This is a genomic window from Gloeotrichia echinulata CP02, assembly GCA_038087035.1.
In the GTDB taxonomy this organism is placed as follows: Bacteria; Cyanobacteriota; Cyanobacteriia; order Cyanobacteriales; family Nostocaceae; genus Gloeotrichia; species Gloeotrichia echinulata.
On record CP051187.1, the window covers coordinates 38454 to 64685 of the forward strand.

22 protein-coding genes and 1 pseudogene are annotated in these 26232 nt (G+C 42.2%); 10 read left to right on the forward strand and 13 right to left on the reverse strand.

The features are described from left to right. Window positions 1–168: 168 nt before the first annotated feature. Window positions 169–4197 carry a hypothetical protein gene (locus HEQ19_00175; protein ID WYL98177.1) on the reverse strand — a complete coding sequence of 1343 codons (4029 nt, stop codon included), beginning with the start codon at window positions 4195–4197 and terminating at the stop codon, window positions 169–171. Between the two features lie 1035 nt (window positions 4198–5232). Here HEQ19_00175 and HEQ19_00180 point away from each other — a divergent pair. The 3 genes from HEQ19_00180 (at window position 5233) to cobT (ending at window position 7988) form a co-directional block, all read left to right on the forward strand. Further along, window positions 5233–5931 (forward strand): Crp/Fnr family transcriptional regulator, encoded by a 699-nt coding sequence (locus tag HEQ19_00180; protein WYL98178.1) that lies wholly within the window; start codon window positions 5233–5235, stop codon window positions 5929–5931. Window positions 5932–6015: 84 nt separating this feature from the next. After that, window positions 6016–6753 carry a DUF2232 domain-containing protein gene (locus HEQ19_00185; GenBank protein ID WYL98179.1) on the forward strand — a complete coding sequence of 246 codons (738 nt, stop codon included), beginning with the start codon at window positions 6016–6018 and terminating at the stop codon, window positions 6751–6753. Window positions 6754–6827: 74 nt separating this feature from the next. Next, entirely contained in the window at window positions 6828–7988 is a 1161-nt protein-coding gene (cobT, locus tag HEQ19_00190; GenBank protein ID WYL98180.1) for a nicotinate mononucleotide-dependent phosphoribosyltransferase CobT, read from the forward strand. A gap of 123 nt (window positions 7989–8111) precedes the next feature. On the opposite strand, the gene HEQ19_00195 is transcribed toward cobT, so the two are convergent. Next, window positions 8112–8486, reverse strand: a complete 375-nt coding sequence (locus HEQ19_00195; GenBank protein ID WYL98181.1) for a hypothetical protein — start codon at window positions 8484–8486, stop codon at window positions 8112–8114. A gap of 728 nt (window positions 8487–9214) precedes the next feature. Here HEQ19_00195 and HEQ19_00200 point away from each other — a divergent pair. Then, window positions 9215–10366: an extracellular solute-binding protein gene (locus tag HEQ19_00200; protein WYL98182.1), complete on the forward strand. Its 1152-nt coding sequence runs from the start codon at window positions 9215–9217 to the stop codon at window positions 10364–10366. 85 nt (window positions 10367–10451) lie between these two features. Here HEQ19_00200 and HEQ19_00205 read toward each other — a convergent pair whose 3' ends face one another. The 5 genes from HEQ19_00205 to HEQ19_00225 all read right to left on the reverse strand — a co-directional run bounded on the left by HEQ19_00205 (window position 10452) and on the right by HEQ19_00225 (window position 14454). After that, the gene (locus tag HEQ19_00205) at window positions 10452–11618 is read right to left on the reverse strand and encodes a transposase (GenBank protein WYL98183.1); all 1167 of its coding nucleotides are present in this window, start codon (window positions 11616–11618) and stop codon (window positions 10452–10454) included. A gap of 109 nt (window positions 11619–11727) precedes the next feature. Next, a complete protein-coding gene (locus HEQ19_00210) occupies window positions 11728–11883 on the reverse strand; it encodes a hypothetical protein (protein WYL98184.1) in 156 nt (51 codons plus the stop codon). Window position 11884: 1 nt separating this feature from the next. After that, entirely contained in the window at window positions 11885–12421 is a 537-nt protein-coding gene (locus HEQ19_00215) for a hypothetical protein (GenBank protein ID WYL98185.1), read from the reverse strand. 239 nt (window positions 12422–12660) lie between these two features. After that, a complete protein-coding gene (gene hemB / locus HEQ19_00220) occupies window positions 12661–13641 on the reverse strand; it encodes a porphobilinogen synthase (GenBank protein WYL98186.1) in 981 nt (326 codons plus the stop codon). Window positions 13642–13881: 240 nt separating this feature from the next. Next, a complete protein-coding gene (locus HEQ19_00225; GenBank protein WYL98187.1) occupies window positions 13882–14454 on the reverse strand; it encodes a 5-formyltetrahydrofolate cyclo-ligase in 573 nt (190 codons plus the stop codon). A gap of 598 nt (window positions 14455–15052) precedes the next feature. Here HEQ19_00225 and HEQ19_00230 point away from each other — a divergent pair. Then, entirely contained in the window at window positions 15053–15994 is a 942-nt protein-coding gene (locus tag HEQ19_00230) for a LysR family transcriptional regulator (protein ID WYL98188.1), read from the forward strand. 3 nt (window positions 15995–15997) lie between these two features. Here the strand turns inward: HEQ19_00230 and HEQ19_00235 are convergent, their stop codons facing one another. Continuing rightward, window positions 15998–16153, reverse strand: a complete 156-nt coding sequence (locus HEQ19_00235; GenBank protein WYL98189.1) for a hypothetical protein — start codon at window positions 16151–16153, stop codon at window positions 15998–16000. Here HEQ19_00235 and HEQ19_00240 point away from each other — a divergent pair, their 5' ends adjacent. The 3 genes from HEQ19_00240 (at window position 16154) to HEQ19_00250 (ending at window position 20554) form a co-directional block, all read left to right on the forward strand. Beyond that, complete coding sequence (locus HEQ19_00240) at window positions 16154–17203, forward strand: anthranilate phosphoribosyltransferase family protein (protein WYL98190.1); 1050 nt, start codon at window positions 16154–16156, stop codon at window positions 17201–17203. Window positions 17204–17283: 80 nt separating this feature from the next. Then, a complete protein-coding gene (uvrC, locus tag HEQ19_00245; protein WYM03170.1) occupies window positions 17284–19206 on the forward strand; it encodes an excinuclease ABC subunit UvrC in 1923 nt (640 codons plus the stop codon). Window positions 19207–20365: 1159 nt separating this feature from the next. Beyond that, a complete protein-coding gene (locus HEQ19_00250; protein WYL98191.1) occupies window positions 20366–20554 on the forward strand; it encodes a replication restart DNA helicase PriA in 189 nt (62 codons plus the stop codon). 432 nt (window positions 20555–20986) lie between these two features. On the opposite strand, the gene rlmN is transcribed toward HEQ19_00250, so the two are convergent. The 4 genes and pseudogenes from rlmN to HEQ19_30550 all read right to left on the reverse strand — a co-directional run bounded on the left by rlmN (window position 20987) and on the right by HEQ19_30550 (window position 23814). Further along, the gene (gene rlmN / locus HEQ19_00255) at window positions 20987–22051 is read right to left on the reverse strand and encodes a 23S rRNA (adenine(2503)-C(2))-methyltransferase RlmN (GenBank protein ID WYL98192.1); all 1065 of its coding nucleotides are present in this window, start codon (window positions 22049–22051) and stop codon (window positions 20987–20989) included. Window positions 22052–22131: 80 nt separating this feature from the next. Further along, window positions 22132–22329: pseudogene (locus tag HEQ19_00260) on the reverse strand (hypothetical protein). A 140-nt stretch (window positions 22330–22469) separates the two neighbouring features. After that, a complete protein-coding gene (locus HEQ19_00265) occupies window positions 22470–23378 on the reverse strand; it encodes a hypothetical protein (protein WZI67075.1) in 909 nt (302 codons plus the stop codon). 313 nt (window positions 23379–23691) lie between these two features. Next, window positions 23692–23814 (reverse strand): hypothetical protein, encoded by a 123-nt coding sequence (locus HEQ19_30550; protein WZI67076.1) that lies wholly within the window; start codon window positions 23812–23814, stop codon window positions 23692–23694. Window positions 23815–23917: 103 nt separating this feature from the next. Here HEQ19_30550 and HEQ19_00270 point away from each other — a divergent pair, with 103 nt between their 5' ends. Next, complete coding sequence (locus tag HEQ19_00270; GenBank protein WYL98193.1) at window positions 23918–24883, forward strand: class I SAM-dependent methyltransferase; 966 nt, start codon at window positions 23918–23920, stop codon at window positions 24881–24883. A gap of 65 nt (window positions 24884–24948) precedes the next feature. On the opposite strand, the gene cobM is transcribed toward HEQ19_00270, so the two are convergent. After that, the gene (gene cobM, locus HEQ19_00275; protein WYL98194.1) at window positions 24949–25758 is read right to left on the reverse strand and encodes a precorrin-4 C(11)-methyltransferase; all 810 of its coding nucleotides are present in this window, start codon (window positions 25756–25758) and stop codon (window positions 24949–24951) included. A 90-nt stretch (window positions 25759–25848) separates the two neighbouring features. Here cobM and HEQ19_30555 point away from each other — a divergent pair, with 90 nt between their 5' ends. Beyond that, the gene (locus HEQ19_30555; GenBank protein WZI67077.1) at window positions 25849–26175 is read left to right on the forward strand and encodes a hypothetical protein; all 327 of its coding nucleotides are present in this window, start codon (window positions 25849–25851) and stop codon (window positions 26173–26175) included. Window positions 26176–26232: the final 57 nt, after the last annotated feature.

Here is a 26232-nt window from a genome sequence, read left to right on the forward strand (position 1 = left end):
TGTTGCGCCCAATCCCGCAGGGTACGAGAACCACTTAACAGAAGTGGGGGACTCAGACCCATGTTCCGCTCCGCTCCACGGCTCTTGGAAGGGGTCATTTCCCTCTGCTAAGAGCCCCCTTCCCCCTGCCTCTTCGTTGATGCCCCATGCCCTTGTGGGTGGAATTTTTTATTTGGAAGTTCCTAATGCCAAGTTAATCATATATGGTTCCTCCAGAGATTGCTGAGTACTAGCTTTGATAGCATCTAGATAGCGACGCAAATACAAAAGCTGTTGGGAGTTGGGACGATAAGTGAGACTTCCTTGTTTTTCAAAAAGTGGTGCGGAAGCGATCGCCTTGTAGTCAGTATTTTCACGTGAGCTTTGGGTAAGCCTTGTGGCGTCTAAATGATTAGGTATTAAACCTGAAGGTAACTCACCTTCCAAGAAAGCCATGAGACGTTGCTGACAAGTACGGGTGTTGATGCCCCGACCCTCAAATAACTGGATAATTTCACCAAAAGATAGGGTTCGCTCTGGTAAAAGCCGCAGTAATTCTGTAAATAGGAAATAGTCAGTATACTGTTGCCTAGATACCTCTAAAACTTGGGGATGTAGAGGTAGCATTCCTAGTCCATAGGCTACCCGACTACAATTAGGAGCGCCGTGATCACCGATATATAAATCTTGAATAATCTTGGCATTGGGGAGTTTTTGGCGTAACCAACGGTTCACTGTGGGGATAGCAGCCATCCCACCAGTCAAGATAGCTTGATTAATTGCTTCTGTGGGTATACCACGGGCTACCAACAATTTATTAAGTTCGCGGTTCAGACGCCGGACAAAGGGGACTAACACCTGACTTTCTAAGTCTCGCCGCTGCAGAACCCATCGCTGATCAGCCAAATCCAGTGTAAACGAATCTTGGTGTTGTAGAATTAGCTTCAGAGCCAGAGCTGCATCCAGCACTGCTTGTCCCAGCAAGGAGCTTTCTAGACGCTGCTGGAGGCGAATCCGAGCCGTTATATCCGGTTCACCGACTCGCGGTAGTTCTAATTCCTCCAATCCCAAACTATGCCAACGCATTCGGTCTAAACCGGGTATACTCGGTTGCCAATACCTTCCCGTAGCTTCTGGCGCAGTCTGGTTAGTGGTAATAGTTTTGTCATCATCCTGAAGTTCAAAACGTGATTGCCGAGATTTTGGTGGTAACAGCAGCTGGCAGATAATATCTTGCTCAATGCCCTTACCAGCATAGGCAAAACTGTGGAGCATGAAATCATTGTGTGCCAATTGCACCTGATTCTGTGGCAAATCAACTAAGGCCATTTCGCTGGCGGTAGCGCCAATATTCAGGGCGAGGGTATTGCCTACGAAAGGGTGTTCGCTGGTGTTTACAGGACGCAAACCGTCGCGATCGCTCAATTGTACTGCTTCATTGTTAGCACCATCAAGGACACTAAGTAAACTAGCGATCGCCTCCTCAACAAAAAATACTTGCTGTGGATGCTGAATGAGTTTGCTAGTAAGTATTGCTTCGCGGACATTAAAGCGATATTGTTCTGACGAGTTGGCTGGACAGGTGCAGATCACACCTGTAATATTATTGATAATCGGACCAAAAGCTGGTTCTGCAATTCCCACAGCCGCAGCGGTTAAACCTTGAGTGGTGCTATCACGATCAGATTTCAGGGTCAACAGCAGTTTAGAGAGCGATCGCACAACCCAAATTAACGGTCCGGCAGAAAATTCATTAAATTGCAGCACAGGTTCCCATTTTTGGCGTGTACTTTTGTAGGGGATGGCTACTTGTAAATAGGGTTTCAACTGTGCTGAATAAAGATTAGATGTTAACTCTGTCGCCGAGGAAGATGGTGCAGAAACTTTTTCCTGAGCAACATCTATAGGCGCTGTTTGCTCAATTATTTGTTCGCCATGAGGCACAGAAGCCGTAGGCAGATAAACCTCTGCTGGTAAACGGAACGATTGCTGAAAGGAAGTAGCTCCTGATTGGTTTTGTGCTAACCAATAAATAGGATATACCACAAAAGTGGAGCGATTTAACAATACCGCAGAAATTCCCGTTGTCCCCAAATCAATTCCTAAATACCAGACCGCATCGAGAATAGTCGGTGCAGAAACTTCTGTATTATTTAGCTTGTTGTCAAGTAAAGAACTTTGCTGGTTAGAATCTGTGGCTATTGTCTTTTCTTCAGTTATTTGTTCCACTGGCGACAAAGAAGTGGAAACGAAAGCTGAGGGTTGATTTTCTGTCAACAGTTCCGCAGCAGAAACCTGAGCCTGAGTCCGATCCCAGTTCGTTATCGGCGGTAATGGGGAATTTAGCGACCCATCAAAATTCGCCAAATCCCGATCCAATTGCTGTAACTGCACTGCATCTAAAGAAATATCAGGTATGGTAGTCACCTGATTTTCTGTTTGCGAGAGTAGATTTTCATTGGCAGAAGCGGGAATATAGTGATCAGTTCTATCCGCCTCCTCATCTTGAATCAGTACTTCTGATCTTGATGCGGGAGTTGCTGCTGTGGGAGATGAAATAGCCCCCGGTTGCGGGTCACTACCGACATCAGGGAATAGGTCTGTCAGTGCTGTAATTGTTTCCGCCTCCGTTGGCTGATTGAGGAACCTGTCCGTGGGTAGAACTTCTGGGGGTGGCAAATTAGATAAGCTAATCGGTGGTACTGGGTCTGGCTCTTCATCAAAAAACAATGTCTCCCATGACTGGGATAATGAATCTGTAGGTTGTAGAGGCGGATCTTGTATTGTTGGTGAGTTGAGATTGCTACGCTGCACAAGACCCACATCTGGTTGCTCAATCCAAGGATCGGGCATAATCTCAGGAGAATCCACTGCTTCGACTTGATTAGTTGGCAATTCTGCTGTAGTCTCGGCAATATTCAATACTGCTGGAGAATCCACTGCTTCGACTTGATTAGTTGGCAATTCTGCTACAGTGTCGGCAATATTCAATACTGCTGCGGATGGAGAGAGGGTAAAAACCTCATTTGTGACAGCATTCTGTCCTACCTCCACAGTGGAATCAATCACATTGTCAGTACCAAACAAGCTAGCGTAAAGTTGGTCTACTTCATCTAATTCAAAACTATTTTGCGGTAGTTCGGTTGGGGTGACAGGAGTACTGGTAGTGTGTGGTAAAACCACTGCATCTAGTTCCTGTGTGGTGCTAGCCACTGGTGGCTCTAGATTAATTATCGCTAAAGATGGCGTCAGAGGCTGTACCGCTGATTCGCGAGTATCCGCACTGCTGACCAATGTTGGCGATGGTGGTAGTGTGACATTTTTTTCTCCCCCTTGCCAAGATGGTTCGGAACTCAGGGATGGTGGCTGCAAATACTGCGTCAAATTTTGCACAAAGCTGGCCATCAACTGTTCGCCTTGCACTCCCTGACTGTACATTCTTGCGAGTGCTTGGGATAGGGACTCCTGATAGGTATGAATGTTGCGCTGTAGTGCCTCAAATACCACATTTACAGTCCCATCTAGTGACAATAAACGTTGATCCAAGTCTGTCGCTAACCGTGTTAACCGCTCCGTCGAATCTGATGATTCTATAAAAGGTGCTGTCGTGGAACTGATTGGTTCTAGGTTGGTCTGATTACTTGTTGTTAAGGAACTAGGGGAGGAAGGCAAATTCTGTGATACATGAGGAGTTAAATTTGGCACTAGGCGACTCATTAGCACCTGTAAAAATTCAGAGATGATCTGCTCTTGATTTGCCAACTGCTGGCTTAAGGAGTAGTTGTGCAATCGCCTTTGCTCTAACTGTCTGATTTCCTGTACAAGAGTTGCCCTTTCTTGCAGCAGCGTTGATAATTCTGCTTGCAAGGGCATAAGCAGTGTCGCAAATTCACTGTTTAATTGTTGAGGCAGAACTACAGGATTGTGTTCTTGATCGGGTTGCTTTTGCTGTATTGAAGACTGAATATTTGCCTGATCAACAAATTTTGCCAACAACGGCGATCGCAGTGGCTGTGCCTGTGGCTTATTTGCGGCTTCCTTCTCTACAGGCTCATTTTCTCCTAGACCGACAAGGAAATCGCGAATTCTCTCTAAAACCTCATGGCCTTCTTCAGTCCCCTGACCAGACAACAGCCTAGACCGGCGCTTGCTACTATTAGCCAGTAAGTGATCAATGTCTGCGATCAGTCTTTGAATTTCATCTGCGCGGGAAGTCACTTTAAAATACCTTAGCGAGAAATGTACGTTAACTGGTATGAAAATTACTTTACAATTAGTACGGAAGCTATAACATGTGATTATCGTCACCCAATACTAAGATCTCTCAGGTCTTGTACCCTCTTGACAAACAACCTCTGTTGTAGCATGTCAATTTTATTAGCATAAAACATAGAAAAAAATCCGGCAGCCTAGCTGAAAATTTTCAGTAACCTGATCCTCAATTAGCTATTTTGTGGACAAGTATTGACAATATTATATATTCATGGTAGAAAAAATGTATGGTAAAGATAAATTTGCCACATCAGCGGGTGTTATATTCTCTACGGAAAATATTGACAACTCTACATCATAGATGGTAATTCTAAACCAAGACCCAACAAGTTTATCGCTCTTATTTAGAATAAAGATTGGGTATAGCTAAGACACATCAAATTGGGTCGGATATTAGGCTGGATGTCACTCATAAGGCAACTACATAATTAATATAGAGAAAAATACGTAAAAGTAGTCATAGAAGATTTAAATCTTAGCGTTATACTGTCCAACCACAAACTAACTGGTGAGGTGACACTAATTTTTATAAAAATGCACGTTGAAAACCCTTGGCGCAAGCCTGCTGTTTAACGGCGAGTCTGTGAATGTAGAATCCCCTAGCCTTTAGGCAGGGAAGTGTCAACTAATGGAACTCATACGCCTAATTCAGTCTAGGAAATCTCAACTACAGGAAATATGTCCAAGAATGTCTAAAGTTGAGATAGCAGTAAGATGGTGTTTTATGCCAAACTGTTATTTAGGTTAAACCAAATCTTTCAAGGTGTAGACATAAAAAAAAAGTTTTTCTTCACGCTGTTTGTGTCTTTATGGTTAAAAAACATTTTCCAACCCCAAAGACGCGATCGCAGACCGTTTCGTCGAGAAAGACCAGTTAGTTAAATGCGCTGTTCTATTTAAAGAGCTAATTTAATAGCTTAGGCTTATAATGATGGCGCTCGTATTTGTTTTTAATCCAGCTGCTTGAAAAAACATGTTGTAATGGAAGACCGATATAGTCCACAGCCACCCGCCCATCCCTGGATGCTCACTGCTCCCTTTTTTCAAGGTTTGCCAGAAATTGTTGTGGAACTAGCTCTCAGCCATCTTGTAACTCGCACTCACCCAGCCAACCAAGTGATTCTGTTGGAAAATGACTGGGGTGGTTCTGTGTATTTTATTGTAGACGGTTGGGTGAAAATTCGTACATACAATTTAGAAGGAAAAGAAGTAACGCTGAATATTATTGGTAAGGGGGAATTGTTTGGGGAAATGGCGGCGCTAGATGAAGTACCTCGCTCTACTGATGTAATTACTCTAACCCCCACTGTAATTGGCAGTATGCCATCTCAGGATTTTGTGAAGTTACTTCAAACAGAACCAATGGCTGGTATGCGATTGTCACAATTAATGGCACGACGCTTGCGCCAAGTGAATCGCCGACTACGGTTGCGGGAATCTGATAGTCAGTCGCGGGTAGCAGATACTTTACTGTTTTTAGCAGAAGGACAGGGAAAAAAAGCGCAGACAGGCACAGAAATTCCCAATTTACCTCATCGGGAATTGAGTAGCTTGAGTGGATTGGCGCGGGAAACAGTTACACGAGTCTTGACCAGGCTAGAAAAAAAAGGGTTGATTAGAAGGGATCAGGACATTATTTGTATTCCCGATTTGTCAGCCCTAGAAAAAATGATCGTCTAACAAGGGACTTGCAAATAAAAAAATATCCAATAGAGAAAATATATGTGCCAGTTATGTAAGTCCTGATTTGGAGTTCAGTGAAATATGAGCATTTCAAATTCTCTACCAGACGAGCCTGAGCAAGAACCATCCCCTGAATCGCAAATAGCCCAAAATCAATGGGTAGATAGACAACAGAAGTTAGCGCGACCCCAACTAAAAGTTGATGCACCCCTGCGGATGGTAGAAACGGCGTTTTTAGCCAGTACTGCTAGCTTGCTCTGGTTTATTAACTTTTACTTTCCTTTGGGGCCGGTTTTGCGGATATTTTTTCCCGTACCCATCGCTCTAGTTTACCTGCGTTGGGGCAAACGAGCCGCCTGGATGGCAGCTGTCACCTCTGGGCTACTATTAGCGGTACTGATGGGACCTGTCCGTAGTCTGCTGTTTGTTATGCCCTTCGCTTTCATGGGCGTGCTGTTGGGGGCGACATGGTATCGTCGTGTAGGCTGGATTGTGTCTATCACCTTGGGGACGTTGTTGGGGACTTTGGGGGCATTTTTTCGGGTGTGGTTGCTCTCGGTGTTATCGGGTGAAGACCTATGGATTTATATGATTAACTATGTAACAGATATCACAGAATGGATATTTCTGATGCTGGGATTATTGACTAGTCCCAGTGTGTTTTTGATTCAATTAGGGGCGATCGCTTTGATTGTATTCAACAACTTTATCTACCTGTTTGTCGTACACCTAGCAGCATGGCTACTGTTAGATCGTCTGGGAAATCCCATCTCTCGCCCCCCTCACTGGGTGCAAGTTTTAATGGATTATGAAGCGTAGTCATTGGTCATTGGTCATTAGTAACTGGACAACTGACTAATGATAATTGACAACTGACAACTGACAACTGACTAATGACAACTGACTTAATTCGCATTTATACGCAAATTGCACAGGGTAAAGCCTGGATAGCTAAGTATCGCGGTCGTTTACCAATATTTGCTTGTGTTTTAGGATTTACTGAAACTGGTTTGATCCCAGGAATTTCAGCGGCTGGACGCACTCCAGAGGATCGAAAATTTACTGCTTGTGCTGATGCCGAGTTTTTATACTACGGGGCAGAACACAAGCCCGTATATCCCCTACCACCACTGGCGGCGGGGGCCTCACCAGTGGTGATTTCCCGCGCTGTAGTTGAGGCGCTGAAAATGCCAGTTTATTTATTTAATGCTGGATTACCTTACCCCTGTGCTGTGCCCACAATTGATTTGGGTGGGACTCCTGCTAGGTGTTTAAGTCTAGGCGCGGCGATGGAATTAGCGACAGTACACCACTTGCTAGAACAAGGACTGGTTTGGGGTTCTCAGCTGGCTGCTAATATTCCACAGGGCTATGTGATTTTAGGTGAGTGTGTTGTGGGAGGAACCACCACAGCCTTGGCAATTTTAACAGGCTTAGGTATCGAAGCTGTAGGAAAAGTTAACAGTAGCCATCCTGTTTGTAACCACGAACAAAAGTGGGCGGTGGTACAGGCTGGACTAGAGAAGTTGAGGGGCGGAGGGGGTGAGGAAGGGAAAGATTTTCTATCCCCAATGCAAAATCCGATTGATCCCCTGCATTTGGTAGCTGGGGTGGGTGATCCGATGCAAGTGGTGGTAGCAGGAATGGCGATCGCTGCTAGTCGCAGTTGTGGTGTTTTGCTGGCGGGTGGGACGCAAATGCTGGCGGTTTATGCTCTAATCAATGCGATCGCTCACAATTACGCTTTATCTTGGCGCCCTGAAGAGGTCGTCGTTGGCACAACCCGCTGGGTGGCAGAAGACCCCACTGGTGCTACGGTGGAATTAGCCCGCAGCATAAATAATCAGGGGAATACCCCTTGCCTACTGGCTACTGGGCTAAGTTTTGCTGATTCTCGTTATCCCCAACTCCAAGCCTATGAGCAGGGTTTTGTCAAGGAAGGTGTGGGCGCTGGAGGTGCGGGGATCGCTGCACATATAAGCTTGAATTGGCAGCAATCCCAGCTTTTGCAAGGGATTGAAGCACAACTTGATCGGCTGAGTAGGGTTGACTAAGCCAATTTTAGATTTTAGATTTTAGATTTTAGATTTTAGATTTTACATTGTTTCGGTACCTTGCAGCGGCAACGGATTAGAATCCCCGGACTTTAGGGATGGGGTAGATGTCAACTATAGAAATTAATGAATTCTTTCTCGGAGCAATTGTTCTTCCAAGGCCGCAATGCGATTGTATGCTGCGGTTAATTGCGCTGTGAGTCGTTGTATTTGAATTGCGGGTGTTAGGTGTTTATCTGTATCTTGACGATTTATGTCGGCATAAATGTCATCTACCAAAATATCCTTGTGTTCCAGTTGTGAATTGAAATTGATATTTCTCTTGAATTCGTAGGGCACAGCTTCGCTATTCGGCAAATAATTATCTCTTGGGTGCGTTTTGTTTAAAGAAGACTCTGATAAAGCTGCAGATACTTTGCTATCAAGCCGCTCAATCACTTGGTAGAGGGCATCCACTTTTTCGCCTAAAGTCAGGATTTGCTTCTGTAATGGCTCCATTTAATACCCTCAACCGCATAATGGCATAGTTTATTCTATGGTATTCAATTTACTCGCAATGTTAAGCATACTTATGAATTATTTAATTATTCATATTTTATTTTGTAATATGTTACGTAATTCATTAATCAGCAATATATCTTAGGACTTACGCACTCGTTATGAAAAATCAAGGGTTTAGGTTGGGCATGGGGCATGGGGCATAGGGCATAGGGCATAGGGCAGGAAAAATTCACCAATGCCCTATGCCCTATGCCCCATGCCCTAAAGAATTAATCAAGATTGAACGCACCCCATCTAAATCAAAGATTATAGATGGGGATTCGTGCGCTAAGAAGCTGTAATACTTCTTGAGCGTTACCAGGGTTACTGGCGTTCTCAGTGTGTCGTTAGAACTTTCGCTGACGTTGGCGAAGCCTGCGCTCCGCGCATACACCCTAGTAAAAAGTATTATTAATATAATGACTTTTTACTCGTTATAAACAATTAGTGAAATTGGTCTATGTCTCCGGCTGTAAAGCTTTTACAGTACCGCAAAAACTAATTATTAGAATTATAGCATGAAAGAATAATTGTTGCTGCGCGTTTTATACATGTGTAGCTTACCACACCTAAAATGTAGATATTTTTATAGTATTTTTAGGTGGGGACTGCGCGAAACATTTTTGTTCAATGAGAGTAATCTCAAGCGCTATACTGAACATGCGGTTCTTTCAAGTCCAAAATCGATGGATCGACGGTCTTTTTTGCTCAGTACAAGTGGACTAGCACTTTCACAGATGCTGATTGGCTGTAATGGAAACAAGCAGACGCAGCTCAAAGTACAGTTATTAAAAGGTTCTATACCTAGTCTGGTAGTTAATGAGTTTGACAAAAGGTTGGGAAAAAAGGTAGACTTAAAGTTTGCCCCCTCAGAGCAAATACAGGATTTATTTAAGCAATTACAAAGTTGGCAGCAACGACCAAAAGCCACTGATGAGAAGGGATGGAATCGTTTTATACCATTTGGGCAAGGTCAAAAAACGCCTGTAGCAAACCTAGTGACATTGGGGGATTACTGGCTAAAAGCAGCAATTGAACAGAAACTGATTCAACCTCTAGAAGCGGTGGAGGTAAAACAGTGGTCTACTTTAGATGACAAGTGGAAAAAACTGGTAACGCGCAACGACCAAGGTAATCTAGATGGTCAAGGAAAAGTTTGGGCAGCTCCCTACCGCTGGGGTAGTACAGTTATAGTTTACAATCGTGACAAGTTTGAAAAATTGGGTTGGACGCCAAAAGATTGGAGTGATTTGTGGCGCACTGAACTGCGATCGCAAATTTCCCTCTTAAATCATCCACGAGAAGTGATTGGTTTAGTTTTAAAGAAGCTAGGAAAATCATATAATACAGAGAATCTTGACCAAGTTCCCAACTTGGAACAGGAACTACAAACATTGAACCAACAGGTAAAGTTCTACAGTTCCAATACCTACCTACAACCCCTAATCCTCGGAGATACTTGGTTAGCAGTTGGTTGGTCTGACGATGTAGTATCTGTTCTGGCGCGTTATCCCCAACTGGCTGCAGTTATTCCTCAATCAGGAACAGCATTGTGGACAGATTTATGGGTATGTCCGGCTGGTGTTGCCAAAGATCCTCTATCATATCAATGGATTGATTATTGTTTGCAACCAAGCGCTGCTAAACAAATTTCTCTGTTGACCAAAAGTAATTCACCAATTCCGACTAATATTGTTCCATCTGATATTCAGCAATCATTACAAAACCTGTTACTGAGCAATCGTGAAGTTTTGGACAAAAGTGAATTTTTGCTTCCCTTATCTGTTGCGATAGTCAAGCAATACGAGTCTTTATTCACGAAAATCAAAGTTAGTTAGGGATTAGGGATTAGGGATTAGGGATTAGGGATTAGGGATTAGGTATTAGGGAGAAAGTTTTCCGATCCAAAAAAGCTAACAAATGCTAACAAATGTCCGCTTTTTCTTCCTGCTTCAACCTGGAAGTGTCGGCACTATCCAGTCCACAGGCTAACACGGTCAATCTGACCGCTTCTTTTCTTAAATTAATAGCAGCATTCAAATCTCTGTTACACTCAAAACCGCAGTTATCACACTGGAACACTCTTTGAGACAGTGACAGAGATGATTTTTTCTCACCACAATTAGAGCAAGTTTTACTACTAGGATAAAATCTATCCACAATGACTAACTTGCTCCCATATAGTTGAGTTTTGTATTCTAACTGACGACGAAACTCATAAAAACCCATATCAGCTATAGCTTTAGACAACTTACCATTAGCTAACATCCCTGATACATTTAAATCTTCTATCCCTATGACTGCGTGGTTTTTGCTGATATAGGTGGTGATTTTATGTAATGTGTCTTTCCGAATGTTGGCTATTTTTTGATGTAGTCTGGCTATTTTTATTTGGGCTTTTCTATAATTACTTGAACCCACTTGTTTATGCCGATTCAAGTATTGCATTTTCGCTAGTTTTTGCTCAGACTTTTTATAACTTTTTGCTCCTTCAAATACTTCTGTTGTTGATAATATTGCTAGATGATTTATACCTAGGTCAACTCCGACAAATTCTTCCTTTTTAGGGGTGTTGCTGGTTTCTAATGCTATTTTCCAGGAAATAAACCACTTGTTAGCTTGTTTACTGATTGTGACTGATTTTGGTTTATATCCAAACGGTAAAAGTTCATAGGTTTTCAACCACCCAATTACTGGAACTCTTATCTTCTTATGGTCTATGTGAATTGCACCATCTAATGTAAAAGAATCATTTCTACCTTTTTTCTTGAAGTTGGGAAACCCTTTAACTTTGTTGAAAAAAGATTTAAAGGCATCTGACAAATATCTTAATGCGTACTGAGGAGCGCATTTTGATACTTCATAATACCAAGGATGGGTAGATTTAACTGCTGCTACTAACCATTTATGTAAATCTATGGCTGTAGGAAATTTAATTTTCTCATCAGGGTTTGTCCGATTATGTATGAGTACCTGTTGACATAATGCTAAACCTTGATTCCACGCATGTCTGGCTACTCCTGCGTGTTGTGCCAGTAGTAGACGTTGTTGTTTGTTTACCTTCAGTTGTGTCTTGAATCCTAGTATCATGATTGTATTTTACAGCCAAATGCCAAAGTAGTTACTCATAGCAGATGACTTGGCGTCGGAGCATAAGTGATTAATTGGTAGTAATTGTTAGCTTTTCAGTTACTGTTAATTAACCCCCAGTCCCCAGTCCCCAGCGATGCACTGAGCTTGCCGAAGTGTCCCCAGCGATGCACTGAGCTTGCCGAAGTGTCCCCAGCGATGCACTGAGCTTGCCGAAGTGTCCCCAGCGATGCACTGAGCTTGCCGAAGTGTCCCCAGTCCCCACCTTACAGAGAACGGCGCCACCCTAATTTATTTTGAGCATTCATCTCGATAGTGCAAAATGCTGGACTTGTATTAAAGTTACAAGTGTAAGCTGCCAAAAATTCTTTTTGATAATTGAAAACCCGAAGGTTGTAATTATTGTTCCGAGCAGCGGTACCCAAGCGATTTACAAAGTCGTAGCGCTCCAAATAATCTAGTAAAGTCCAAATTTGCTGATTCACTATCAAATCTACACGAGCAGGTTCTTTATCAGAAGCTGGATATGCGATCCAGTTATCTAACAGCTTTCCCTCTGAGTTTTTTTTAGCAAACCATAAACTGGGAATCGTCAATTTATCTGGGTGAATGGTATTGGCTGTAATTACAGAGTTTTTTGGCTTGTTCAATAAGTCGAGTTCTACGGGAACCTGAGAACGAGACGGTATTGAGTTAGTTTCGGCTTGTGTGGATTTAATAGGTAAAGCAAAAATTGTCGTGAGGCTAATGGTTAGTAGTAGCGATAGCGATGACTGGTAATAATGTACTTTATTTTTAGGCATAGCTGATACTATTTTTAATGTGGGATTATATCCAATTTGGCAATATGTAATTGGACATAATTGAACGTCTTTATATTTCAATATAGCGCTTTTCATTCAGATGCAGAAATACTGACACAATCTCACGCCCAAACACCAAAACACAAAGAAAAACCTTTGCGCCTTCGCGCCTTCCCTACGGGACGCTGCGCGAATGCGTGAGATTTCATACAATATGACTTACTCGTTAATTCCCAACCTTAACCCAACCACCGCGCCGCATCTTTAGCGTGGTAGGTCAAAATCAAATCAGCACCAGCGCGTTTAAACGCAGTTAAGGTTTCCATAACTACACGCTGTTCATCAATCCAGCCATTGAGTGCTGCAGCTTTGACCATCGCATATTCACCAGAAACATTGTAAGCGGCAACGGGTAAATTACTCGCTTCCTTGACCCGCCAGATTATATCCATATAGGCTAAAGCTGGCTTGACCATCAGCATATCAGCACCTTCGGCGATATCCAATTCAATTTCTTTAATCGCTTCGCGGGCGTTACCTGGGTCCATTTGGTAAGTTCTTCTGTCGCCAAATTGCGGTGTAGAGTCTGCTGCATCTCTGAACGGCCCATAATAAGCCGAAGCATATTTAGCAGCATAGGACAAAATTGGCGTGTCTTGGAATCCTGCTTCATCCAAACCAGCACGAATTGCTTGGACAAAGCCATCCATCATCCCTGAAGGGGCGATGATATCAGCACCGGCTTTGGCTTGAGAAACTGCTGTTTTTTTCAATAATTCCAAAGTGGGGTCATTTAAAACCCGTCCAGTCAAATCGCCGGTTTGCAAATAACCGCAGTGACCGTGACTTGTGTACTCACACAAACAAGTGTCAGCAATCACAATTAAATCTGGAACTGCTTGTTTGACAGCCGTTGCTGCTTTTTGTACAATACCACAATCGTGCCAAGCACCATTAGCATCGACATCTTTATCGGCAGGAATTCCAAATAGAATAATTGCGGGAATTCCTAAGTCATAAACCTCTTTTGCCTCTTCGACAATTTTGTCTACCGAAAGTTGGTAAACTCCAGGCATAGATCTGACTTCATTAGCAATTCTCTCCCCTGGTACAGCAAACAGTGGGTAAATTAAGTCACTTGTTGAGACAACAGTTTCGCGGACCATCCGACGTAGTTGAGGATGGTTACGTAGACGGCGGGGACGATGAGTTGGAAACATAAAGTTTGATAAAGAAAAATTACGCAATATGGACAAAACACAAAGCGTCAGACAGACTACGAGCAGTGCTTAACTGTCCTTTGCCCTACAGGTTATGAATCTGTAGGGCAATTTTATATTCTACAGCTTGGTTGACATCTATCAGCAGCATTGCCAAAAAATAATCTTAAAAATTCTTTTCAATTAATTAACTCAATAATTTTATTGCAAATCTAAAATTGCAAATTTTTTGACTTTTGATTATTGGTTCGTTAACCCAAGTTCGGTAACAACAGCTTGTAAAGGTTTATCCCAAGGTTGAAGAGGTAATTGAGGTAAATAGGCAAAATCAAACACAATTCCTATAGTCGGCTTTGTCATCCACTCTTTTTGACTGAGCAAGCGATCGTAATATCCGCCACCATAACCCAAGCGATATCCTTGATAGTCGCAAGCGACACTAGGGACGAGAATCAAGTCTACTTCCGCAGGATCTACGATTGGGGTGTCGGGATGGGGTTCAGTAATACCATAGGCGCCGATTTCTATAGAGTCATTATCTGTCCAGATATGCCAACACAAGGATTTACCAACGCAGCGAGGAAATCCCCAACGGTGCTTGGTGTCTTGCAATAGTGGACTGAGGTCTGGTTCTTGGCGAAAACTGAAGTAACTAAGTATTGTTTTTGCTTCGGTAAACAAAACAGAGGTTTGCAGTTGCGTGCAAATGCGATCGCTTTTTTCTCTCCACTCTCCACTGGGCATTGATTGACGTGTTTTGAGCAGAGTACGACGGAGTTTTGTTTTATCTAGTTGACGAACAACTTTGTTCACGAAACAGATAAAAATTATTGGTAATTACAGTTAGTAGATTTATGGACAAATATCCGAATCGCTACTTTACCCGGAGTAATCCGAGAAGGGCAAACTGCAATATATTGGAGAAACACATTTGCGAAAATCTCTCCTTACCGTGTAATATCCCCACTGGGGAAACTCTTGATTGGTAACACTGACTGGGACAGAATCAGTAGCCTCTGGAGCAGAAATGTTTTGAGCAGATACTTTGGAGAAAAATCCGTTGCTAACAATTAAAGTGCCTAATAGGGGAATGATTGCGTATTTGTGGTTAAGTAATCTTTTGTTCATAAAAGCTTAGAAAATTTTTCCAAGTGCAAGAAGAATAATACCACGACACAGCACCAGAATTATGTTCTCGTGCGAGAGCTGCCTTACCTTTTTGGCTAATTAATTAATTTTACTTATATGTTTTAAAAAACGTATCAAAGAATACAATTTGTTTAGGACTTAATCACCCAAAATTTCGATAAGAATATTGCAGAGAAAAAAACCTGTAACAAACTCGACTAAATTAAAACGCAAAATCCGTTAACTTAAGGAAAGCCATCAATGTAATTCAGGCTACATACAGATGCGACTAGAGCAGTTGCAAGCCTTTCTGGCGATCGCAGAAACCGGCAGTTTTCAACAAGCAGCAAAAAAATGTGCTGTTACGCAATCGACTATCAGTCGCCAAATTCAGGCATTGGAAGCGTATTTAGGGGTAGAATTGTTTCATAGAACAACTCACGCTAAGTTAACCCTTGGCGGTGAACGGTTGCTACCCCGTGTCCGCAAAATTTGCCAAGAGTGGCAAATTGCCACAGATGAATTGGCGGATTTAATGGCAGGTAAGCAGCCAGAACTTTGCATTGCGTCCATTCACTCACTATGTTCTTCTTACTTGCCACCAGTGTTACAAAAATTTTGTCATGATTATCCCCAAGTGCAACTGCGGGTGACATCATTGGGTAGCGATCGCGCTTTAAAAGTCCTCAAAGATGGCTTGGTAGATCTGGCAATTGTGATGAATAATCGCTTTTTAACTACTGGCAGAGAAATGGTAGTAGAAACACTATATGATGAACCGATAGAAGTCCTGACTGGTGCTAATCATCCCCTAGCCCAATATGAATATATCCCTTGGTCAGAACTAATTCGTTACCCGCAAGTGGTTTTTAAAGATGGCTATGGGATGCAACGTCTAGTCCAAGAGAGATTTGATCGATTGGAAGCTAAACTCCATGCGGCTTTGGAGGTGAATACCCTAGATGCTTTTCGGGGAGTTGTGCGTCAAGGAGAATTGATAGCTTTGTTACCTCACTCAGCTTTAGTGGAAGCACGTCTTGACCCTACTCTGGCGATTCGTCCCCTAGCTAGTAATAGTGCTACACCTGACTGTTCGGGCTTGACTCGTCGCGTAGTGATGGTAACAACTCAAGACCGGCTACAGATTCCCCCCATCCAGCATTTTTGGCACCTCGTGCGGGAATACATCCCACTCCAACTTGATCAGCAGCTAACTGCTTCATAAATGTCATTTGTCATTGGTAAATACAAATGACCAATGACCAATGACAAACAACAAATAACAAATAACAAACAACCAATGACAAACAACCAATGACAAATGACAAATGACAAATGACAAATGACAAATAACAAATAACAAATGACAAATGACAAATAACAAATGAGTAATGTATTTAGGGAATTTTTGCAGAAGGTAGGGAGTGGAAACCACACAACAAAGGATTTAACCCGAAAAGAAGCAGCTACAGCTACGAAGATGATGCTGCTGGGTGAAGCGACACCAGCGCAAATTGGAGCTTTTTTGATTGCTCATCGCATCAAGCGTCCCACGGGGGAAGAGTTAGCGGGAATGTTAGATGCTTACGATGAATTAGGTCCTAAATTGCTACCTATTGCCTCTGGACGACCGGTGATAGTGTTTGGTATCCCCTATGATGGTAGAACCCGGACTGCACCAATTAGCCCGGTAACAGCTTTGTTATTAGCTGCTGCTGGACAACCAGTGGTCATGCATGGTGGCGATCGCTTACCTACTAAATACGGACTACCCTTGGTTGAAATTTGGCAAGGTTTAGGGGTTGATTGGACTAGTTTACCACTAGCAAATACTCAACAGGTGTTTGCACAAACGGGAATCGGCTTTGTTTATACGCCACAGCACTTTCCCTTAACTCAAACTATTTGGCAATATCGGGACCAACTCGGTAAACGTCCCCCCTTGGCAACAATGGAGCTAATTTGGTGTCCTTATGCTGGGGATGCTCATATTATTGCCGGCTTTGTCCATCCGCCCACCGAAGGGATGTTTCAAACTGCTTTGGCACTGAGGGGCATGACAAAATTGACAACCGTCAAAGGATTGGAAGGTAGTTGCGACTTACCACGTGATCGTACAGCAATTATTGGCTTATGTCAACCACCCCAGGATATAGAACGGTGGCTACTTGTGCCTCATGAATACGGCTTTACTACCAAAAATGTATCCCTTGGTACTCCTGAAGAATTATTTGCCGATATCCAGTCAATTTTGGCAGGTAATCCTGGAGAACTCAAGCAAACAGCCTTATGGAATGGTGGATTTTACCTGTGGCAAAGTGGTATATGTCAAGATATGCGAGCAGGTTTAGCTAAGGCAGAAGAGTTAATTGCCAATGGTGCAGTAGCTGCCAAACTCCAACAACTTCACGCATATCAAACTCCGATTCTTTAATTTTCGTATCTAAATTGCAAATGTCTGATTATATTTGACTATGTGATTTGGAACTATCTCAATTTTCATTTTCCTTAGATGTGGCAAAATCTACTCAGAGACTAACACTGGTTAAAGATCCAGAACAGCTAGAAAGCCGTCTAGCCGAAATTCCACCGGAACCTGGTGTCTATTTCATGCGGGACAGAGATGATCGCATTATATATATAGGTAAATCTCGTAAATTGCGATCGCGTGTTCGTTCCTATTTCCGGGATGGGTACAACAAAACTGAACGCATTACCACAATGGTAAAGCAGGTGACAGAAATTGAATTCATCGTCACCGATACTGAAGCCGAAGCTTTGGTGTTGGAAGCCAATTTGATTAAGCAGCATCAGCCCTACTTTAATGTACTGCTGAAGGATGATAAAAAATATCCTTATATCTGTATCACTTGGTCAGAGAACTATCCTCGGATTTTCATCACCCGTAAACGTCAATTAGGCAAAGAAAAAGATAAATTTTACGGACCTTATACAGATTCTGGTCTATTACGAGAAATCTTACATCTGTGTAAGCGCATTTTTCCATTGCGACAACGACCCCAACCATTATTTAAAGACCGTCCATGCTTGAATTATGATTTAGAACGCTGTCCGGGTGTGTGTCAACAGCTGATTTCACCAGAAGAATACCGCAAAATCGTGCAAAAGGTGGCGATGGTCTTCCAAGGTCGAACTCAGGAATTGATTGATATCTTGACTCCACAGATGGAAAAAGCCGCCGAGGCGCTAAATTTTGAGTCAGCAGCGCGGATTCGTGATCAAATTACCGGCTTACAGTCCCTGACTGCAAATCAAAAGGTTTCCCTACCTAATGATACAGTTTCACGGGATGCGATCGCCCTGGCAACTGACGCACAACACGCCTGCATTCAATTATTCCAGATTCGGGCTGGTCAATTGGTAGGACGTTTGGCGTTTGTCGCGAATGTACCCCCCCTTTCATCTCCCCCGTTAACGGGGGGGAACGAGGAGGGGTTAATGGGAGCTATTTTACAACGAGTTTTAGAAGAACATTACCAAACTGCCGACGCTGTAGAAATTCCTCTAGAAATTTTGGTACAGCATGAATTAGTCGATGGGGAAATATTAGCGGATGTCTTGACGCAGCGCAAAGGAAAAAAAGTGACGATTTTAACTCCCCAACGACAAACTAAGGCAGAATTAATTGAGATGGTAGAGCGAAATGCCCAGTATGAATTACAAAGAATGCAAAAATTGGGCGATCGCAATCACCAAGCCATGCAAGATTTAGCCGCTATTCTCGATTTACCCGAATTACCCCACCGCATCGAAGGTTATGATATTTCTCATATTCAAGGGTCAAATGCGGTAGCTTCTCAAGTTGTGTTTATCGATGGTTTACCCGCCAAACAACACTATCGTCACTACAAAATTAAAAATCCCACTGTCACCACCGGACACTCCGATGATTTCGCCAGTCTTGCAGAAGTTATTCAGCGTCGGTTCCGCAAGTATGGGGAAGATCCACAATTATCACGATTTGGTAATTCTGACTGGCCTGATTTAATTATGATTGATGGTGGTAAAGGTCAATTATCATCAGTTATCGCCGTCTTACAAGAAATGAATTTGTTGGAAGACTTGCGAGTTGTTAGTTTAGCCAAGCAGCGCGAAGAAATTTTTTTACCAGGAGAATCTCAACCTTTAGAAACTGATTCAGAACAACCTGGAGTCCAGTTATTGCGAAGATTGCGGGATGAAGCACACCGATTTGCTGTTAGTTTCCATCGCCAGCAACGCAGTGACAAATTGACGCGATCGCGTTTAGATGAAATTCCTGGTTTGGGACACTATCGACAAAAGCAACTTTTGGGGCATTTTCGCTCTGTTGATTATATCCGACAAGCAACACCCGCACAACTGGCTGAAGTTTCGGGAATTGGTCCGGTTTTGGCTCAAGAAATTTACGATTATTTTCATCGAAATATTGGGTAGAAACCCCGTCCTATAAGGACGGCTTGATCATCCCTTGCGGGATCTAGTTTTTGAGTGGAGATAATCCCAGGAACTAGAAAACCTGTTTAAGTCCCTTCGCCCAACGCAGCTAAGATGTCCTTTCTACAAGCAACCGAGCCAATCGGTTTTAAAGATAGTCCGAACTAGGGAAGTATTCGGAAGTTTGTACCAAGCTGAGTCTCAAAGGGCTATTCACTTCTTACGTTGGAATAATTGGCTATTCCAATCCCCGTTCTTTGAGGACGGGGTTAGTGAACCTGTCTAAGAGGATGTTTTAAAAGTCGCAAAATATACTATAAATCTTTCTATCCTACAAGGGACTAGGGCTGGGGCTTAGGTTTAGCAGATTTTGCTGTTATTAATAATACTTTTAAAACATCCTCTTACCAACGCCAAAAATTTTTTTTTGAGAAATGGAATATTTGGTCGCGGAAGATGAAATAATAATAGAAGTTGATTATAATGGGGTGTGACTTGCGTTAAAAATTTTAGCATACCCCCATTATTAAGCTTTCTCTTAGAATACCAGAAAATCGGCGTCAAAAAAAGCCCTTCTCTCAAAAAAAACTCAAAAATTTGCAGCGACATTTCCCAAAAGCTTTCGGATCACAAGGGACTTCACGGATGCGATCGCCTAGAAGAAGACAGTTCCAATCTGGCGTTGCTGAATTTTCGTCAATCAAGAAATTGTATTTTTCAATATAATTAAATGCCTGTAGCAGAGTTTCTGCTCGATATCAGATACGAAGAAATATTAAGGAAAGATTAAAAACAAATATTCTGTAACTAAATATACAGTTTTTTTATGAGATTAATTTTTAACTATCAATACAGCTTTATAACTTGGTATAACAAAAAATCAGGTTATCTCAAGGCATTAGTAATGGGGATCAGTAAATATCTAAGGAATGATTACATCAAAAATTAATTTATCATCATACTTTAGATGTATAAATTAATAAAAAAATTAGTAAAATAAATGACAGGTATCATTTTTTCATTTTCAAAGTTAATTTTTCATTTTAAATAATTAGCCCACTATAGTGGCTTTTTATTAAGTTTTGTCTAATCGGGATATTTACCTGTTTATTTTGCTGTTTTTTTCCAACCATAAATCATTACAATCAGAGGTTTTAAAATGCAGATAGTACAAAAAATTTGCTGTCCAAACTGCGGTAGTAAAGCGGAGCGTTATTATATATCTGATAGCGAAATAACTCGGACACAATGCCCAACTTGTGATTACTTGATGATTAGTTGCACCCGCACTGGTAGAGTAATTGAAGCTTATGCGCCAGGTATTCACAAAAAATCACGGGTCGTGTAGAAGCCACTTAGCTTTAGACAGTGGAGGAAACACGCCACGGCTTGTTTTAACAAGTGTGGAAAATGATATAATCAAATTGTGAGTAGGAATAACCATCTACGTGTTGAAGTGTTTTGTAAGGAGTAACCCCTGATTTACCTCGCATCCGCACAAGTTGCGACCCTGGGTAAACAAGTAATGGGAAAACATGGAGCGTACCTAACTGGCGTTGTGATGGACTCGGAAAACAAAAAAAAAGTAAGCGCAATTGCAATACCTGTGTTATTGCTAATTGTTTTGAGCGTCTAGGGGAATATTTGACTATCCCTTTTAAGCAGGTCTTAAAGAATCTGCGTGTCTTCTCACTCGGGGAGACGCCAAGGGAGAACAGACCGCAGAGTGTCAAGCGAGAAAGTAATTTGAGTTAGGAGTTTCTAACTCCTAATTCATAACTCATAAATTTTCTTGACTCGTTCTCAATTGTCCACAAGCAGCATCAGCTTCTAAACCACGGGAGTAGCGGACACTTACAGCAATTTGTTGCTGCTTGAGGATGTTAACAAAGGCTTGAATACGATCACGGTTTGGGCGTTTGTAGTCTACTTCATCAATGGGGTTGTAGGGAATCAAATTTACATGACTTTGAAAACCGCGCAGACATTTTGCCAATTGTAATGCATGTTGTGGCAAATCGTTGACACCGGCGAGCAGAATATATTCAAACGTTACACGTCGTCCAGTGATTTCGACATATTCCCGACATTCCGCCAGCAAATCTTCCAAAGGATAAGAATGGGCGCTGGGTATCAATTGTTCTCGCAGTGGTTGATTGGGCGCGTGGAGACTGACCGCGAGAGTGATTTGCAAATGATGTTGGGCGAGTTGATGAATGCGATCGCGTATACCTACAGTAGAGACAGTCAGCGATCGCTGTCCAATACCGACATCTTGATTTAAACATTTCAGGGCTGCTAAAACATGATCAGTATTGAGCAACGGTTCACCCATACCCATGAATACTACATGACTCACCCGCTGCTGAAAATCTTCAGAGACAGTCAACACCTGATCAACAATTTCATGGCGTCCCAGGTTGCGTTTGTAGCCTCCCTTCCCCGTAGCACAGAAATCACAGGCCATTGGACAACCCACCTGAGTCGAGACGCAGACTGTTAAACGCTTGTCGCTGGGAATACCAACAGTTTCAATAATTAGCCCATCTGTAAGTCGCAGCAGATATTTAACAGTGCCATCGGGCGCCATAGAGCGGTAGTGTAGAGTTGAGCGCCCAATGGGGACTTCTGCAACTTCAGCACGCCAATTTTTGGAAAAGACAGAGATATCAGACAGCGATCGCACTCCTTTGTGATATAGCCAATCATGTAGCTGCTTACCTCTATAAGCAGGTTGTCCCTGTTGCTGTACCCAAGCGGTTAACTCTGGAAGTGAACCACCGAGGAGGGGGGGAATCGATTCTAATTTTCCGGGATTGGGTGAGACTTGAGGGGTAGCAGACATAAAAAATCACAAGTTGATGCTGGATCTATAGTAGCCCAGAGTAGGATTTGAGTTTTTAACCTAATTGCGTAATTCCCCCATGCTTCATCTAGACGAGAGAAATTTCTTAAAGTCAGCACAATTTCGCGGATGCGTTCTGAGCCAACTTTCATCGAAGATAAAATTTTAGCTAAATCATTACTGAGAAATTCGAGGTCAATATCTTTAATCAATGCTTGAATTTCACTGTTAGTTTGGGGATATTTTTTTTGGTACAGTTTGACTAAAGCCAGTAAATCCGGCTCTTCCGTACTTAGCGTGCTGAATTTATTAAATAATCAGATTGAAACCCTTGCAGAGCTAAGATAATAGCCATTATTTTCTGTATTTTATATCATATTGCTAGAAATTAAATTATGAACGCCTGTAAGCCTTACTTTTAAAGCAAATTTATAGACTTTAATTGATAATTAAGCACGCTAAGTACGCAAGAACCGATCAAATTATATATCTTGATACCAAACAATAACTCTGTTGCAGGATTTGCCTGATTAATTATCCCATATTCATCAACCACCAAAATAGTATCGACAACAGTATCAAGGGCAGTAATAAAAATATTTTCAGCATGTTTGCGGGCTTCATCAATAGCTGCAACCTGTGGTAAACTAGTCCAACAAGCAATTGCCACACTCAAAAAAGCGATCGCCACCAGCAAAACCACAAAAATATCCTTACTAGCATCACTAAGGTTATTACTTAAAATCCCCTTCAGCAGCCATGTGATAATCATAGCAATGCAGACCAATAGCAGCAAAACTATCACCTGAGTTGCTACAAAATCTTGTTTCGGATTATAGGTTTGTTGAGACTGTTTTTTTATCCACCATTGGGGGCGAAATGGTCCCCAGGGAATCAGACGAATCATCAAATCGATAATCATAATAGCGATTGGTAACAGCACCCCTACAGTCCAATCTTGCCAGCCCCAAGCCCAGCCACCAATAAAAAAGACAACAGCCTCCATAAAGAAAATACCTAAAGACCACCAGGGAGCCAACACTTGCGGATGCTTGCGCCGTAACCACATTCCCAGATGAAGGCACATCATCGCCACCACGTAGCTAGTATCAGTCACCATGACTATGCGGGATACGTCTCCCCAAAGCAAACAGATGAGGCTGAGTAGAAGCGTAAACACCAAACTGGGAACAAGTACACCACGACGAGATAAAACAGTAAATACAGGAGCTAAATAACCATCAAGAGCTAGCTGGTAAAATATGGCTCTTGCGTGTGTAGCGTGCTTAATTATTAATGAAAGTCGATTAAATTGCTTTAATAACAAGGCTTACAGGCGTTTATAATTTGATTTTTAGTAACAGTAGCTCAAATACAAAAAATAATGGCTTTTATCGGAGCCACACAAGGGTTTCAAACTTATTTTTTAACAAATTCAGCACGCTAAGTACGGAAGAGCCAAGTTTTCAGACAAATAAATTACAACTCAAAATCAGCGAACAGAGCTTTTTACAGCGATTTTCACCCAATAACCACAGATATTCGTAGAGGCGCAAGGCCTTGCGCCCCAAAAGCGTGGTCTATTTACCTGAAAATGGCTGTAACTGTGGCTCACTTAATTTCTGTTGTAAACTAAACACCTACTCACCGAGATCAGTAGTCATCACACTTTCACATATTTTCAGTAGGTCGGCAAAAATAAAGTTTACAGGAATATGTTGTAAATAGTTGGCGCGATCGCCTTGAGCCGTTAAAATCATCACTAGTATTCTGCTGAAACTCATAGTCAAATCGCACGAAGATAACAGGACTTACGCACTCAGATCCCCCAACCCCAGCAGAAATCTGCAAATTTCGCATATTCAGATGATGGAAAAAACAGTAAAAGTGATAGAACGCGACTTATTACCAGAGGGAGATTATGTTTCGCCAGGATTTTCGATTATTCAGCCTGATTCATGTTTTCCCAATATGATTTTGGGAAATATATATCATTCTTTTTGGCTTTACCTGCGGCGGGATATTCGGCATAATTGGTATGTGGATAAGCGACGACAAGGTACAGGATTTGTCAGCAGAGATGAAGCGCATATTCTTTACAATACAGCTTTAAAATTTAAAGGGAAAAAAGCTTTAGAAATAGGCTGTTGGATGGGTTGGTCAGCTTGTCATTTAGCTTTAGGAGGAGTGGAGCTAGATGTTATTGATCCCATGCTATCGGAAGAATTATTTTGCCAAAGCGTCACCGACTCGCTGAAGTCTGCAGGCGTCAAGGAATCTGTGAATCTAATACCAGGATATAGCCCGCAAAAAGTCGAAGAATTAGCAAATAAATTTCAACGTAAATGGTCATTGATATTTATAGATGGTAATCACGAAGCACCAGCGCCACTCAAGGATACAATTATTGCTGAACAATTTGCAGAAGCAGATGCTTTAATTTTATTTCATGATTTGGCTTCTCCCGATGTCGGGGAAGGATTGGACTATTTGAAAGAGAAAGGATGGAACACAATGGTATATCAAACCATGCAAATCATGGGAGTTGCATGGCGGGGAAATGTTGAGCCGCTCATACATCAGCCAGATACTAACATTAACTGGCACTTACCTCCACATTTACAAAAATATGCTGTTAGCGGTGCAATTGAAACTGTAACTGAAGATAAATTTGCCGAAATTCTCAAAGTAGTCCGACCATATACATTCTTGAGTGAAGCAAAATTATTTTCACTGTATAGTCAAGCAAAGCAAATATCTGATTATGTTTCTTGGCTACCACAAATGTTAATACAGGCGATCGCCAGAACCAAACCTCTCAAGGCCAAATGATCCAGGGACATGGGGAAGATGAGGTAGATGAGGAAGTAATTATCCCATACCCCATACCCCATGCCCTAATAATGAGACGACCGAAATAGATGGTTATGTTCAGGATGATATAAACGCGATCGCCCTGTTTTTGGCAATAATGCTGGACTTATTACATAAAGTGTGGTACGTATCAGATTCTCTTCATGGGTACAATCTGCCATTTGGTCGAGGGGGACAACGCAAATTTTTTCATCAGGCCAGCCCACGCGAAAGCAAATCGCCACTGGGGTTTCGGGTGGGTAGTGTTCCAGTAGTTTCCCTTCGGCGTCCTTGACATGACGCGCACTCAAATATAAGCAGAGACTGGCTTGATGGGCGGCCAGGGTAGTTAATTCTTCAGTTGCGGGAACTTCTGTACGTCCGCTGATGCGAGTCAGGATGATGGTTTGGACTAAACCGGGGACCGTCAATTCTACTTTGAGTTTAGCAGCAGCGGCTTGAAAAGCGCTGATACCGGGTATGACCTCAAAAGGAATTTCTGCCTTTGTGAGGAGGTTAATTTGCTCGTGGATGGCACTATAGAGACTAGGATCACCAGAATGGAGACGAACCACAGATTTGTGCGATCGCACCCGTTCAACCATAATCGGCAGAATCTCTTCTAAAGTCTTATTCGCAGTCCGAATAATTTCCGCATCTTCTCGACAAAGATCTAAAATTTGTTCCGGTACTAAAGAATCTGCAAATAAAATCACATCCGCCATAGCCAGCAGTTTATGCGCCTTAACCGTTAATAAATCAGGGTCGCCAGGGCCAGCCCCGACAATGTACACAGCAGCTTCAAGAGGATTTAGCGATTTTGCATAACACAAATTTTCTGTAAATTCACGCATAACAGCACACAAGATAGAGCAACCGCCAAAATTTATTTTGCATTTTCTCAGTGACTTTCCTGATAGACCATTTTTCTCTCGTAGAGATAAATGGTAGATGCACCCTGGTTAAGCCCTGGAGATAACTCTGGGGCATTTTTTATTTTTGTCATTGGTCATTTGTCATTTGTCACTGGTCATTGGTCATTGGTCATTTGTCATTTGTCATTGGTCATTTGTCATTTGTCATTTGTCATTGGTCATTGGTCATTTGTCATTTGTCATTGGTCATTTGTCATTTGTCATTGGTCATTTGTCATTGGTCATTGGTCATTTGTCATTTGTCATTGGTCATTTGTCATTTGTCATTGGTCATTTGTCATTTGTCATTTGTCATTGGTCAGTTCTAACTCATTACTCCTAACTCCTAACTCCTAACTCCCAACTCATTACTCATTACTCATTACTCATTACTCATTACTCATTACTCATTAC

Coding starts and splice junctions, on each gene's coding strand:
- HEQ19_00200 (WYL98182.1), top strand. CDS start 9,215: ATGGATCGACGGTCTTTTTTGCTCAGTACAAGTGGACTAGCACTTTCA.
- HEQ19_00230 (WYL98188.1), top strand. CDS start 15,053: ATGCGACTAGAGCAGTTGCAAGCCTTTCTGGCGATCGCAGAAACCGGC.
- HEQ19_00215 (WYL98185.1), bottom strand. CDS start 12,421: ATGCCTAAAAATAAAGTACATTATTACCAGTCATCGCTATCGCTACTA.
- HEQ19_00250 (WYL98191.1), top strand. CDS start 20,366: ATGCAGATAGTACAAAAAATTTGCTGTCCAAACTGCGGTAGTAAAGCG.
- HEQ19_00270 (WYL98193.1), top strand. CDS start 23,918: ATGATGGAAAAAACAGTAAAAGTGATAGAACGCGACTTATTACCAGAG.
- HEQ19_00240 (WYL98190.1), top strand. CDS start 16,154: ATGAGTAATGTATTTAGGGAATTTTTGCAGAAGGTAGGGAGTGGAAAC.
- HEQ19_00185 (WYL98179.1), top strand. CDS start 6,016: ATGAGCATTTCAAATTCTCTACCAGACGAGCCTGAGCAAGAACCATCC.
- cobT (WYL98180.1), top strand. CDS start 6,828: ATGACAACTGACTTAATTCGCATTTATACGCAAATTGCACAGGGTAAA.
- HEQ19_30555 (WZI67077.1), top strand. CDS start 25,849: ATGGTAGATGCACCCTGGTTAAGCCCTGGAGATAACTCTGGGGCATTT.
- rlmN (WYL98192.1), bottom strand. CDS start 22,051: ATGTCTGCTACCCCTCAAGTCTCACCCAATCCCGGAAAATTAGAATCG.
- cobM (WYL98194.1), bottom strand. CDS start 25,758: ATGCGTGAATTTACAGAAAATTTGTGTTATGCAAAATCGCTAAATCCT.
- HEQ19_00195 (WYL98181.1), bottom strand. CDS start 8,486: ATGGAGCCATTACAGAAGCAAATCCTGACTTTAGGCGAAAAAGTGGAT.
- HEQ19_00180 (WYL98178.1), top strand. CDS start 5,233: ATGGAAGACCGATATAGTCCACAGCCACCCGCCCATCCCTGGATGCTC.
- hemB (WYL98186.1), bottom strand. CDS start 13,641: ATGTTTCCAACTCATCGTCCCCGCCGTCTACGTAACCATCCTCAACTA.
- HEQ19_00205 (WYL98183.1), bottom strand. CDS start 11,618: ATGATACTAGGATTCAAGACACAACTGAAGGTAAACAAACAACAACGT.